This is a genomic window from Ruminococcus sp. D54t1_190329_F1, from assembly GCF_015551645.1.
GTDB lineage: Bacteria > Bacillota > Clostridia > Lachnospirales > Lachnospiraceae > Blautia_A > Blautia_A faecis.
In genome coordinates, this window is sequence record NZ_JADNDC010000006.1 from 79,661 (window position 1) to 91,979 (window position 12,319).

The 12,319-nt window shown below is 40.1% G+C and carries 12 protein-coding genes and 2 pseudogenes; 11 read left to right on the top strand and 3 right to left on the bottom strand.

From position 1 onward, the window contains the following. The first annotated feature begins 173 nt into the window (after positions 1–173). A complete protein-coding gene (gene ltrA, locus I2D69_RS03970; RefSeq protein ID WP_173735084.1) occupies positions 174–1,568 on the top strand; it encodes a group II intron reverse transcriptase/maturase in 1,395 nt (464 codons plus the stop codon). A gap of 152 nt (positions 1,569–1,720) precedes the next feature. Here ltrA and I2D69_RS03975 read toward each other — a convergent pair whose 3' ends face one another. Further along, positions 1,721–3,124 carry an IS1182 family transposase gene (locus I2D69_RS03975; RefSeq protein WP_173769741.1) on the bottom strand — a complete coding sequence of 468 codons (1,404 nt, stop codon included), beginning with the start codon at positions 3,122–3,124 and terminating at the stop codon, positions 1,721–1,723. 285 nt (positions 3,125–3,409) lie between these two features. Between I2D69_RS03975 and I2D69_RS03980 the strand changes: the two genes are divergently transcribed. From I2D69_RS03980 to I2D69_RS03995, 4 genes and pseudogenes are all read left to right on the top strand, one after another. Then, on the top strand, positions 3,410–4,438 hold the full coding sequence (locus tag I2D69_RS03980; RefSeq protein ID WP_118581284.1) for an alcohol dehydrogenase catalytic domain-containing protein: 1,029 nt from the start codon (positions 3,410–3,412) through the stop codon (positions 4,436–4,438). 9 nt (positions 4,439–4,447) lie between these two features. Continuing rightward, on the top strand, positions 4,448–4,840 hold the full coding sequence (locus I2D69_RS03985) for a VOC family protein (protein ID WP_173735083.1): 393 nt from the start codon (positions 4,448–4,450) through the stop codon (positions 4,838–4,840). Between the two features lie 18 nt (positions 4,841–4,858). After that, positions 4,859–6,223 carry an MFS transporter gene (locus tag I2D69_RS03990; protein WP_173735082.1) on the top strand — a complete coding sequence of 455 codons (1,365 nt, stop codon included), beginning with the start codon at positions 4,859–4,861 and terminating at the stop codon, positions 6,221–6,223. Next, positions 6,207–6,368, top strand: a pseudogene (locus I2D69_RS03995) (carbohydrate kinase); the annotation flags it as partial. The gene I2D69_RS03990 and the pseudogene I2D69_RS03995, both read left to right, overlap by 17 nt. On the opposite strand, the gene I2D69_RS04000 reads toward I2D69_RS03995, so the two are convergent. Continuing rightward, on the bottom strand, positions 6,369–6,689 hold the full coding sequence (locus I2D69_RS04000) for a hypothetical protein (protein ID WP_173735065.1): 321 nt from the start codon (positions 6,687–6,689) through the stop codon (positions 6,369–6,371). Positions 6,690–7,100: 411 nt separating this feature from the next. On the opposite strand from I2D69_RS04000, the gene I2D69_RS04005 reads away from it, so the two are divergent. Both I2D69_RS04005 and I2D69_RS04010 read left to right on the top strand, forming a co-directional pair. Continuing rightward, positions 7,101–7,604: a GNAT family N-acetyltransferase gene (locus tag I2D69_RS04005; RefSeq protein ID WP_173735081.1), complete on the top strand. Its 504-nt coding sequence runs from the start codon at positions 7,101–7,103 to the stop codon at positions 7,602–7,604. Beyond that, positions 7,601–8,608 carry a LacI family DNA-binding transcriptional regulator gene (locus I2D69_RS04010; protein WP_173735080.1) on the top strand — a complete coding sequence of 336 codons (1,008 nt, stop codon included), beginning with the start codon at positions 7,601–7,603 and terminating at the stop codon, positions 8,606–8,608. Before I2D69_RS04005 ends, I2D69_RS04010 begins: the two co-directional genes overlap by 4 nt. Positions 8,609–8,642: 34 nt before the next feature. Here the strand turns inward: I2D69_RS04010 and I2D69_RS20760 are convergent. Next, positions 8,643–8,744: pseudogene (locus I2D69_RS20760) on the bottom strand (DUF6783 domain-containing protein); the annotation flags it as partial. Between I2D69_RS20760 and I2D69_RS20765 the strand changes: the two are divergent. The 4 genes from I2D69_RS20765 (at position 8,703) to I2D69_RS04025 (ending at position 12,278) form a co-directional block, all read left to right on the top strand. Beyond that, positions 8,703–8,822 (top strand): DUF6783 domain-containing protein, encoded by a 120-nt coding sequence (locus I2D69_RS20765; protein ID WP_313721529.1) that lies wholly within the window; start codon positions 8,703–8,705, stop codon positions 8,820–8,822. The pseudogene I2D69_RS20760 and the gene I2D69_RS20765 sit on opposite strands and share 42 nt — an antisense overlap. Positions 8,823–9,155: 333 nt before the next feature. Next, positions 9,156–10,421, top strand: coding sequence for an extracellular solute-binding protein (locus I2D69_RS04015; RefSeq protein WP_173735079.1), 1,266 nt, complete (start codon positions 9,156–9,158; stop codon positions 10,419–10,421). A gap of 130 nt (positions 10,422–10,551) precedes the next feature. After that, positions 10,552–11,439, top strand: a complete 888-nt coding sequence (locus tag I2D69_RS04020; protein ID WP_195379430.1) for a sugar ABC transporter permease — start codon at positions 10,552–10,554, stop codon at positions 11,437–11,439. Next, positions 11,436–12,278, top strand: coding sequence for a carbohydrate ABC transporter permease (locus tag I2D69_RS04025; RefSeq protein ID WP_173769318.1), 843 nt, complete (start codon positions 11,436–11,438; stop codon positions 12,276–12,278). The genes I2D69_RS04020 and I2D69_RS04025 overlap by 4 nt, the downstream gene beginning before the upstream one ends. Positions 12,279–12,319: the final 41 nt, after the last annotated feature.

Genomic DNA, 12,319 nt, shown 5'->3' on the forward strand with positions numbered 1-12,319 from the left:
GGAAGAAACGTGTGGTACCCAGGGAGGTCTGTGCGGTACGCCTTGAAAGAGGTAACCATTGCATAAAGCAATGCTGAACGCACAGAAGTCAGCAGAGGTCATAGTAGCCGAGAGGTGAAGGACCGAATCAGTAGGAATCTTAAGTATGACCGAGAAAGGAGGAATGACCGTCTATGGCAGAAAACATTGAAAACAATGACTGTTCGCAGAGAGATAGTGCGGAACACGAAGGGTATGCAAAAGCGTCTAGGTCATTCAATCGGATATGGAAAGAAAGAGACAGTGCACAGCCGAGACTTTTGGAAGCGATACTGTATAAAGACAACTTTAACAGAGCGTATAAGAGAGTCAAGGCAAACAAGGGAGCGCCAGGAATTGATGGCATGACCATTGAGGAGGCTCTTCCATATCTAAAGGAACATCAACAAGAGATAACCGACCGCATTTATCGTGGAAAGTATACTCCGTCTTCAGTAAGACGAGTTGAGATTCCCAAACCAGATGGTGGTGTGCGAAAGCTTGGCATACCAACAGTGGTAGACCGTACACTTCAACAGGCAATAACCCAACAGTTAGTGCCAATCTATGAACCGCTGTTTGCAGAGGGTAGCTATGGCTATCGTTCGAACAGAAGTGCAAAAGACGCAATACTTAAGGTTAAGGAGTATGCCGAACAAGGCTATACATTTGCTGTAGTCCTTGACTTGTCAAAGTACTTCGATACTCTTAATCACGAAATTCTCATCAATCTTCTCCGAAAGAATGTAAAAGATGAACGTGTAGTACAGCTGATAAAGCGCTATCTGAAGAGCGGTGTAATGGAAAACGGAGTAGTCATTGACACAGAGGAAGGCTCGCCACAAGGTGGAAATCTATCACCGTTGCTGGCAAATGTCTACCTCAATGAGTTCGACCAAGAATTCTTGAAAAGAGGTGTTCCATGCATAAGATATGCAGATGACATCGTGCTTCTTGCAGAGAGCAAGCGAGCATCAGAGAGACTCTTGGAAAGCAGTACAAAATATCTTGAGGAGAGGCTGAAACTTACAGTCAACCGAGAAAAGAGCCGTACTGTCAGCGTGTTTGCAATCCGAAATTTTAAATTCCTTGGCTTTGCATTGGGAAGGAACGGAAAAGGCATTTATGTCCGAGTTCATACGAAGTCATGGAAGAAGTTTAAGTCTAGACTGAAGGAGTTATCTTCCCGTAAGCGATGTCAGTCAATCAAGCCAAGCCTTGAGAAGATTAAGGTATATGCGAGGGGATGGCTTAACTATTACGGAATTGCAAGTATGAAGAACAACATAGATGACGTCAACGGATGGCTCTATCACAGAATACGTATGTGTATATGGAAACAATGGAAATTGCCCAGAACAAAGAAGAGAAATCTGATAAAAATGGGAATCCATGAATATTATGCGAACATGGCGGCAAACTGTCGAAGGGGACACTGGTATTGTGCCAATCTGACGACAGTTAAGAAAGCCATGACAAAAGAAAGACTGATAAACAGTGGCTTCTATGATTTAGCCACAGCCTATCAGTCTGTGCACGTCAACTATTGAAACCGCCGTGTACCGAACGGTACGCCAGACTGTCTAACAATTCAAAAATTCAGTCTGATGTAGACGGTATTTTTATCTTCGATTTTTTTAATACCATTTTTATCTTTGTTTTTCACATGAATTACATGTGTTCCCCTCTGTTACATCATACATTATTCAAACCTCATTACTAATTCTTCTGTTGAAAACATGCTTAATAATCGCTTAAAGTTATAAGCGATAAACATAGATGCAGCTTCTGCGTCAACATTCTCTTGTCTGCGTCGAAGAAAGAAATTATATCCGAGGCTCCTTTTTATAGTCCCAAATGGATGCTCCACGATACATCTTCTCTGTTTATAAACCTCGTTATTATTTAGTGTTTCATTATACACAGTTTCAAGAACATCTTCATGTACCCAACGCTGTATCGTTCTTCCAGATGAAGAAGTAGTGCAGTCTTTTTTATATTTGCATGAATTGCAGTCTGTACACTTATATTTGCGATACTTCATACCATTCTTCGAAGTGTTTTCAAAAAATCGTAATCTATTTCCTGCTGGGCATGTGTATTCATCAGTCTCACCATTATAGATAAACTTTTCTTTGCGAAATTCATTATCTTTTGTAGCATTATTCGCTTTAGCTTTTTTTATAAAGACATTCATTCCAGCATCAACGCATTTTTTTATCTCCGTTCCGTTATAATAACCTGTATCTGCAAGAACTGTAGAAGACTCTTTTTCTAAAAGTTCGGATGCTTTTTGTGCCATAGTATAAAGCTGGTTTTGATCATTTATATCATTAGTCGTCGAAATATCTACAACGAAATGATTCTTTGCATCTACAACAGACTGTACATTGTAGCAGATATCCAATGAACCGTTATTTTTCATCCTTCTTGAATCAGGATCTGTCAAACTCTTTTGTTCCAGTCCTTCATCTTTTAATTCCTGTTTTTGTGTAAGATACTGTTCTTTTAACTCTTGATAGGTTTTTAGTTTATCTGTAAGGTCATCTGCCGGCACCTCATCTTTAGCGATTGCCATAAGATATGCATTTATCTGAGCTTCTGCATATTCGATTTTTTTATCTAAACCGCTTTGCGTAATACAATTATGCTTGCTGTTTTGAGCATGGATCTTTGTTCCATCAATAACAATCAGTTCGCCATCAATGAGTCCCCAACCTTTGAGAATAAGGGTAAGATTTCGTAATGTATTATGAAACGCAGCATTGTTCTTCTGAACAAACCCTGCAATAGTACCATGATCAGGTGTTATGCAGTTTACCAGCCACATTAATTCAAGGTTGCGTTTTGCTTCTGTTTCCAATGCGCGGCTAGAACGAATCTTATTTAAATAACCATAGATATGAAGTTTTAATAAATCAGATCGGCGATAAGGTGATTGTCCTCGATTCCTACCGCTATACTCTATAAAACCCAGATTTTCTAAATCTAAGGATTCTACATAAGAATCTATTACTCGGACAGAATTATCCTTACTTATTAAGTCGTCTAATGAAGTGGTTATCATTCTTGTCTGATATCTATCTGTGCCAACAATATATGCCATAACGAATCCCCCTACGATACTGTATTTGGTAGTTTTATTATAGCATTTTTCTTAATTGTTAGACAGTCTGACGCACGGTGGTGTGAGAGGACGGCGGTTAGTCACCGCCTCCTACTCGATTTAATTGTGAAAAATATACAAAAAATGTATTTTAAAATTATGAAATGTATAAAAATATGAAAAAACATATTGACAAATTGTGTTTACATTGTAATAATGTAATTACTTTAATAAAACATTTTATAAAACATAGAATAAAACGACATGAAAAAGGAGGAAACAATTATGTTACAACAGGTAATGACAAATCCAGGAGAAATTATTTTCAGAGAGGTTCCGGTTCCGGAGGTAAAGGAAAATCAGGTTTTGGTAAAGATTATGAATATTGGTGTTTGTGGATCAGATATTCATGTTTATCATGGAAAACATCCGTTTACAAAATATCCGGTAACACAAGGACATGAGGTTTCCGGTGAGATTACAGAATTTGGAAAAAATGTCACAGAGTTTCATGTGGGACAGAAGGTGACGATAGAGCCTCAGGTATATTGTGGACATTGCTATCCATGTCGTCATGGAAAGTATAATCTCTGTGAGGAATTAAAAGTAATGGGATTTCAGACGACAGGAACAGCATCTGAGTATTTTGCAGTGGATGCATCTAAAGTAACACCTATTCCAGAAGATATGTCCTATGAAGAAGGCGCTATGATTGAACCTCTTGCTGTGGCAGTTCATGGTGTAAAACAGATAGGTGATGTGGCTGGCATGAATATTGCAGTTCTTGGAGCAGGACCGATTGGAAATCTCGTGGCACAGGCAGCAAAAGGAATGGGGGCAGCGAAAGTGATGATCACAGATATCAGTGATCTTAGACTGGCAAAGGCAAAAGAATGTGGAATTGATGTGTGTGTGAATACCAAAAATAAAGACTTCAGTGCGGCAATGCTCGAAGCATTTGGACCGGACAAGGCGGATGTGATCTACGACTGTGCCGGAAACAATATCACAATGGGACAGGCAATTAAATATGCAAGAAAAGGAAGCACGATTGTACTGGTGGCTGTTTTTGCAGGAATGGCAGAAGTAGATCTTGCAGTGGCAAATGACCACGAACTTGACATTAAGAGCACGATGATGTACCGCCATGATGATTATATAGATGGAATCAGATTGGTAAATGAGGGCAAAGTTCATTTGAAACCGCTCATCTCAAAGACATTTGCTTTTAAAGATTATCTGAAAGCATACCAGTATATTGATGATAACCGCGAAACAACGATGAAAGTAATTATCAACGTCAGTGAAAAGTAAGGAGTTCGTATGGAAAATAAATATGGAATTGTCGGAGTTGCCCATGTCGGGCTTCCGACAAACGATTTACAGAAAACAGTTGAGTTTTATAAGAGTCTTGGATTTGAAGTGATTATGCAGTCTTATAATGAAAAAGCAGGGGGAAAAGTGGCATTTTTACAGATAAAAAATTACTGTATAGAGACTTTTGAAAATGGGCAGGCGGCAATGTCAGACGGTGCATACCAACATGTTGCACTTGATGTGGAAGACATTGAAAGTATGTATCAGAAAATCTGCAATGAAAAATACACAATTATTACAGACGGAATCGAAGAACTACCATTTTGGGAAAATGGTGTGAAGTATTTTATGATTAAGGGCCCAAATGAGGAAAGAATAGAGTTCTGTCAGAAACTCTGATAAAAATAGGAGAGACATATGGGAAGCGAAAACAAAAATGGAAAAGTACCGCTGATCAGTAAGATTGCATATGGGTTTGGTGATGTTGGATGTAATTTCAGCTGGATGTTCGTCAGTAATTTTCTGATGATATTTTATACAGACGTGTTCGGAATCAGTATGGCGGCTGTGTCAGCACTTATGCTTTTTTCAAGATTCTGGGATGCAATCAATGATCCAATCGTCGGGGGACTTACAGATAAAACAAAATCGAGATGGGGACGGTACCGTCCATGGCTGTTAGTAGCGGCACCAATCACAGCGATTCTTCTTGTTATGACATTCTGGGCAAGACCCGACTGGCCGCAGAATGGAAAGATCATTTATATGGTAATTACATATTGTCTGCTGGTTTTGGGGTATACCTGTGTGAATATTCCATATGGAACCTTGTGTGGTGCTATGACACAGGATATTGATGAACGTGCAAAAATAAATACATCCCGTTCGGTTGCAGCGATGATTGCAATTGGTGTGATAAATATTATCACAGTTCCACTGCTCAGCAAATTCGGCAGTCATAGTGCAAAGACAGGATATCTGACGGTTGCGGTCATATATGGATGTATTTTTACAGCCTGTCATTTCTTCTGCTTTGCGAAGACGAAAGAGGCAGTGCTTACTCCGGAAAAAGAAAAAATTTCTGTAAAGATACAATTGAAAGCAGTCATGCAGAACAGACCATATCTTCTTGCATTGGCAGGACAGATATTATTTGGATTTACACTGTATGGTAGAAACGCAGATATTCTGTATTACTTTACATATGTGGAAGGGAATGCCTCCTACTACACAACTTATTCGATGTGCATCATTATTCCTTCTATCATCGGGGCAGCCTGTTTTCAACCATTATTCCGCAAGTTAAATAACAAAGGAAGAACAGCATCTCTCTTTGCTTTATTTACAGGAATTTTCATGTTGACTATGTTTTTCTTCAATGCCAAAGAATCACCGGCTATTTTTTATGCATTATCTGGTCTCACACAGTTTTTTTTCTCTGGATTTAATACCGCAATCTATGCAATTATTCCAGACTGTGTGGAATATGGGGAGTGGAAAACCGGACTTAGAAATGATGGTTTTCAGTATGCATTTATTTCACTTGGAAATAAAGTCGGAATGGCAGTTGGAACAGCACTTTTAGCAGGATTACTTGGAAAATATGGTTATATTGCAAATCAGACACAAAATGCAATTGTACTTTCAATTATGAAACATGCATTTACGACGATTCCAGGTGCACTGTGGATTGTGACTGCGGTTGTATTATTTTTCTACCGGTTAAATAAAAAACGTTATAACGAGATTGTGGAAGAACTGAAAAATGGAAGAAAAAGTTGATATCGTGGCATTGGGAGAATTGCTGATTGATTTTACGGAAGCAGGACACAGTCAGGATGGGAGAAAATTGTTCGAACAGAATCCCGGCGGTGCTCCGGCAAATCTTCTAACCGTTGCAAGCCACTTTGGGTATCGCACATCTTTTTCAATCAGATCTAAGATATTTCCTATTGTTTGAAATAGCTTTTTGTAACAATCTACTTCCATTCCATGCATTAAACATATGGGCTAATTTTCTCTGGTTGGATGGCTTGGAATAGTAAGCGGATATTTTAGGACTGATTTTAGTCTGACCAGTCATCCAGCGGCAAACCAGACCGTTGTCCATTGAAAAATCCTGATTTGCCGGATCATCCATAAAATCTTCAAATAATTCGTATAAAAAATCAGGCTGACTCATTTGATTACTTTCGCTGATATGGTTTTTTAAACAAGTGCTAATAGAAGAAAAATCGCATTGATTCAATAGAAATTCCCCTTTCGTAGTTAAGATTGAGTATATCTATCATAATACGAACATATATTCGATTCAAGAAAATGCGGATATTTTTAAAGTGATTGTGTCAATTTACAATCAATTTCTATTCAATGTGGTTTTCAAGCAGGTTCTGTAAAATAAGCTCAGATCAAAACAATAACGGGAGGAGCTTATGCAACAGAATATTGAATTTGAGCGGTGCATTGATTTTCTGGTACGGATGATTGATAAGTACGGCGATGAAGTCCTCCGGGACACTTCAAGGGATATTTCAAGGTATGCCGTTTGCTGTTCTTACATTGACGGAAAAAAGACGCAGAGGTATAATAAAAAGGAGTTTACGGTTTTTTCGCTATTAAAGTGGAGAGAGCGCATGAAATATAAAAGGATGAGGAAAAAATGACAACCAAATACGAATTTAGAGACATTCTTCCAGAGGAGTTAGACCAGGTGATTCAGATTGAGCAGATCTGTTTTCCGCCAAATGAGGCCTGCTCTGCCAAGAGTATGAGAGAACGAGTGGCAAATGCACCCGAGACATTTATGGTTGCAGTGGATAAAGAAACAGGTAAAGTTGCCGGCTTTCTCAATGGGGTGGCAACAGACGAAGCAGTCTTTCGTGATGAATTTTTTACGGATAGTACTCTTCACAATCCGGAAGGAAAGAACGTTATGCTCCTTGGTCTTGACGTTCTTCCAGAGTATCGCCACCAGGGGCTTGCACGTGAAATCATGACACAATATGTGAAAAGAGAACAAAAAAGAGGACGCGAATGCCTGTACCTGACCTGTCTGGATAACAAAGTAGAGATGTACAAAAAAATGGACTACACCGACAACGGAATTTCCGGTTCCGCTTGGGGCGGGGAAGAATGGCATGATATGAGCAGGAAAATCAGATGATCCGGCTTCAGGATATTGCGGATATGGCGGGAGTGAGCAGGACTACCGTATCAAATGTAATAAATGGCAATACGAAAAGAGTTTCCCAGAAAACCATTGATAAAATAACGGCAATCCTGAAAGAACAGAATTATGTTCCGCATATGGGTTCCGTTATGCTGTCCGGACATGGTTCCAGGATCATAGGCGTGGTACTTGGTTTTGCCCAGGCTCATGGAATGTACTCCCTGCAGGACTCCTTTGTAGGAGAACTGGTAGGAACCATTCAGATGGAAGCTGAAATGAAAGGATACTATATCATGCTGATCGGAGGGGAGAATATCCAGAACGTGGTGGATATTGCTTCCAGATGGAATGTAGAAGGACTGATCATTCTGGGATATAATGATGAAAAATATCGGAAATTGTCCAGAAAGCTGAATAAGAAAATGGTTCTCATAGATGCCTATCCCGCAGGAGAATATTTTTTCCAGAATGTGGGAGTGGATGATTATTCAGGCGGCTATCAGATTGGAAGTTACCTCTGTTCCTGCGGTTTTGACAAAGCTTTGTTTCTTGCAGAAACAGATATTGACAGTGATTACAGCCGTTGGATGGGCTTTAAGCAGGCTATGGAAAAAGAAGGAAAATTCTGTAGCCGCACTCGTCTGATCGTGATCCCGGGGGAAAGAAACCGCCGTATCCAGAAATATAAAGAACTTCTTCCGCGTTTTCTGCAGGTAAAAGCAGTGGCATTTTCCTCAGATTATGCAGCAATTGAGGCCATGAACTTTTTGTCAGATCATGGAATTAAGGTTCCGGAACAGGTATCTGTTACCGGCTTCGACGACAGTATCTATGCCAGAATGGTCCGTCCAAGACTTACAACAGTTCATCAGGATGTAGGTCAGAAGGCACATTTGGCGTTCAGCCGCCTGCTTCGGATGGTTGCCGGGGAGCAGTTAAAAGAGTTTAATATAAAAAGTCCGGTGTACCTTGTAAAAAGAGATTCTGTGAAAATATGAACAGATCGTTCAAAAGAATTTGAAGAGAAGACAGTCAGGCTATAGAGCCTGTTTGAAAAATCATTCCCGCAATCTGCACGCCCCACTTTGCGGTATATTTCACCCGAATTCGGTTGCCGTAGCCCGCTACGGCGCCCTCATCCGGGCGAAATCTCCCACAAATTGTGACGCACATCTTGCAGAAAGCCTTTTTCAAACACGCTCTGGAGCTTGACTGTTTTTTTCGTAACAGAAGCTTACGTTTGGATTCCTGTTACATAAAGAAAACAATTTGCATGAAATCCCTGCTATCCGGGGAAATTATAAGACAGGGGGGACAATCTGAGAACTCATGAATCTTCATGATAAAAAACTATACAATATGCACAAAATACAAAATAAAAGTTTGTCTACAATTTAAGTTTCTCGAGAAACCTGTTGATTTTGCTGAAAAGTTACGATATTATGAAGCCACCGAAAGGAAAGCAGGACAGACGTGTCCGGAAAAGCTTTCAAATAAACAAGTGCTGCGCAGCCTTCATTGAGTAAAATAATGGAGGAAAGAAAGATGAACAAGAAACTTATTTGCACATTAATGGCAGGTACATTGCTGGTTGGTACAGTTACCGGCTGCGGCAGTTCCTCTGAGGGAGATTCTTCTGCAAAAGGAACAGAACTGGAACTTTTTTCCAGCAAGGCAGAGAACAAGGATATTCTTCAGAAGCTGGTAGACAAATTTAATGAGACACATGAGGACGTGACAATCAAGATCACAGCTCCGGCAGATGCAGGAACTGTATTAAAGACCAGAATGGCGAAGAATGATATGCCGGATATCGTTGCAATGGGCGGTGACAACAACTACACAGAGGTAGAAAGTGCCGGAATGCTGGTGGACTTAAGCAGCGAGGATTACATTTCCAATATTCAGGAATCCTACCTTCAGATGGTATATGATGTAAATAAGGATAAAGAAGAGAAAGCATATGGCGTTCCGTATGCAACAAACGCTTCCGGTGTCATTTATAACGTTGACAAATTCAAAGAATATGGCATTGAGATTCCAAAAACATGGGACGAATTCATTGATGTACTCGAGAAACTTCAGGATGCAGGTGAACAGCCACTTCTTATGACATACAAAGATGCATGGACAAGTAACTGCCCATGGAACAGTATTGCATCTGACCTTGCTCCGGAGAGCTTTAATGATGAACGTAAAGCCGGCAAGACCACATTTGTTGGAACCCACGAGGAAATTGCAGAAAAATATATGAAGCTTCTTGACTATGCTCAGGACGATTTTATGGGACTAACCTACGACGATGGAAACAAAGCTTTTGCAAATGGAGAAGCTGCCATGATCATCAATGGAAACTGGGCAGTCAACCAGTACAAAAATGCAAATAAAGATATCAATGTGGATATGTTTGCATTCCCGGCTTCCAATGAGGAATCCCAGAACTATGTAACCTCTGGTGTAGATATACTTCTTGGCGTATGCAAAGACAGTGCAAATGAAGAAGTGGCAAAAGAATTTGTATCCTTTATGCTTGAGCCAGAAAATGCAAAAATGTACATTGATGATCAGTTTGCTTTCTCAGCTGTAAAAGGTGTAGAGCAGGAGAATGAGACAGTGGCAGGTGTGAAAGAAGATATTGCAGCTGGAAAGGTTGCAAACTTCCCAGATCATTACTATCCATCCGGATTTGATATGTCCGCACTTCTGACCGAAATGTGCCTGAACTACACAAACGGAATGGACAACGAGGAGAACATAAATCAGTTCCTTGCACAGTGCGATGAGAAATATGACATTGCAAATGTAGACTGATCTATGTGACTGATGGAAAATACAGGCGAAAGGTGAAGAACGTGAACTGTCACCTTTTGATCCGTATGAATTGTAAGGCTGCTGGCCACTAAGTGAACAGCAGCCTTGTAAGAAAATAAGGGAGGATTCCATGAAGAATAAAGCCCCACGGAAAAAACCTGCTGTTAACCGGGTTTACTACATTTATGTAGGAATTCTTGCAGTTCTGTTTTTCACTTTCCACACCATTCCATTCTTAAAAGGTGTTATGTACAGTTTTACAGACTGGAGAGGATATGGAGAGTGGAATTTTGTAGGACTTCGAAATTATATCCATATGTTTTCTGATGTGGATACAGGAAATGCATATTTGTTTACATTCAAATTTGCGGTGATCACTACTATTCTGGTAAACGTGATCAGTCTGATCCTGGCCTGTGCATTAAATGCAAAGATCAAGTTTAAAAACACAATCAAAGCTTTTTATTTCCTTCCATATATGCTGGGAAGTCTGATCGTAGGATTTATTTTCAACTATATTTTTGCGAACCTGATTCCACAGCTGGGAAAAGGCCTTGGAATCAAAGCTTTAAGTGTAAATATTCTTGGAACCAATTATGCTATCTGGGGAATTGTTGCGGTATCCTTATGGATCGGATGCGCTTTTAACACCTTGATCTACATTGCAGGACTTCAGTCCATTGACACAGATGTATATGAGGCTGCTGACCTGGATGGAGCGACCGGCTTAAAAAGATTCAGCAAAATCACGTTCCCTCTGCTGGCACCATCTTTTACCATCAATATGGTACTTTCCGCAAAGGGTTATCTGATGGTTTACGATCAGATCATGGCTATGACAGATGGCGGTCCTGGAACCAGCACAACATCTATTGCAGTATTGATCTACAAAAAGGGCTTCGGAGGCGGACAGTTCGCTTATCAGTCAGCCAATGCGGTTATGCTTTTTGTGGTAGTGGTACTGATTTCCGTATTCCAGCTGCGTGTACTTGAGAAGAGGGAGGAAAAATTAGGATGAAACAGAATACAGTGAAAGTAAAAGAGCGTTACAACTGGCCTGTTACGATCCTTCTGATCATTGGAATCGTACTTGTCATCCTGCTGCCTCTTTATATGGCACTGATGATTGCCATCAAGGATCCAACAGATATGAACAACATTCTGGCACTGCCAAGAAAAATCAGACTTCAGAACTTTGCAGATGCCTGGGTAATGACAAATTTTCCAAGAAAGTTTCTTAATACAGCATTTATCACAGTGGTGAATCTGATTTTTACACTGATCACAAACTCTTTTGCCGCTTATGCCATCACAAGAAACCGTAAAAAGAGCAAATTCTTTTCCCTCATGTATTATTACTTTATCAGTGCCATGTTTATACCGTTCCAGGTAATCATGCTTCCGCTGGTTGTGCAGGCAAATGCTTTTCACCTGGATAATATTTTCGGAATTACATTCCTGTACATTATTTTCGGTCTTCCTATGAATACGTTCCTTTATACAGGGGCAGTAAAGGCAATCCCGGAGGCACTTGACGAAGCAGCCATGATTGACGGGGCAAATCCGATTCAGATTTTTTCCAGGATTATTTTCCCGGTTCTGAAGCCTACCACAGCTACAGTAGCGATCCTTTCCTTCATGTGGACCTGGAATGACTTTACCATGCCATTGGTACTGTTAAGTGATGAAAGCCAACAGACACTGCAGCTTGCCCAGTATGTATTTAAAAAACAGTTTTCTGTTGATTATAATCTGGCATTTGCTTCTTATCTGCTTGTTCTGCTTCCAGTGCTGATTGTGTATATTTTCTGTCAGAAATGGATCATGAATGGTGTAGTAGCCGGTGCAGTAAAATAGAGAAAACAAATACGCGCCATGGGAATATTTCACTGCGGTCA

Excerpts from the sequence above, each read along its gene's own strand:
- I2D69_RS04015 (WP_173735079.1), top strand. The coding sequence starts at position 9,156 with ATGAACAAGAAACTTATTTGCACATTAATGGCAGGTACATTGCTGGTT.
- I2D69_RS03980 (WP_118581284.1), top strand. The coding sequence starts at position 3,410 with ATGTTACAACAGGTAATGACAAATCCAGGAGAAATTATTTTCAGAGAG.
- I2D69_RS03975 (WP_173769741.1), bottom strand. The coding sequence starts at position 3,124 with ATGGCATATATTGTTGGCACAGATAGATATCAGACAAGAATGATAACC.
- I2D69_RS04025 (WP_173769318.1), top strand. The coding sequence starts at position 11,436 with ATGAAACAGAATACAGTGAAAGTAAAAGAGCGTTACAACTGGCCTGTT.
- ltrA (WP_173735084.1), top strand. The coding sequence starts at position 174 with ATGGCAGAAAACATTGAAAACAATGACTGTTCGCAGAGAGATAGTGCG.
- I2D69_RS03990 (WP_173735082.1), top strand. The coding sequence starts at position 4,859 with ATGGGAAGCGAAAACAAAAATGGAAAAGTACCGCTGATCAGTAAGATT.
- I2D69_RS04010 (WP_173735080.1), top strand. The coding sequence starts at position 7,601 with ATGATCCGGCTTCAGGATATTGCGGATATGGCGGGAGTGAGCAGGACT.
- I2D69_RS03985 (WP_173735083.1), top strand. The coding sequence starts at position 4,448 with ATGGAAAATAAATATGGAATTGTCGGAGTTGCCCATGTCGGGCTTCCG.
- I2D69_RS04020 (WP_195379430.1), top strand. The coding sequence starts at position 10,552 with ATGAAGAATAAAGCCCCACGGAAAAAACCTGCTGTTAACCGGGTTTAC.
- I2D69_RS04005 (WP_173735081.1), top strand. The coding sequence starts at position 7,101 with ATGACAACCAAATACGAATTTAGAGACATTCTTCCAGAGGAGTTAGAC.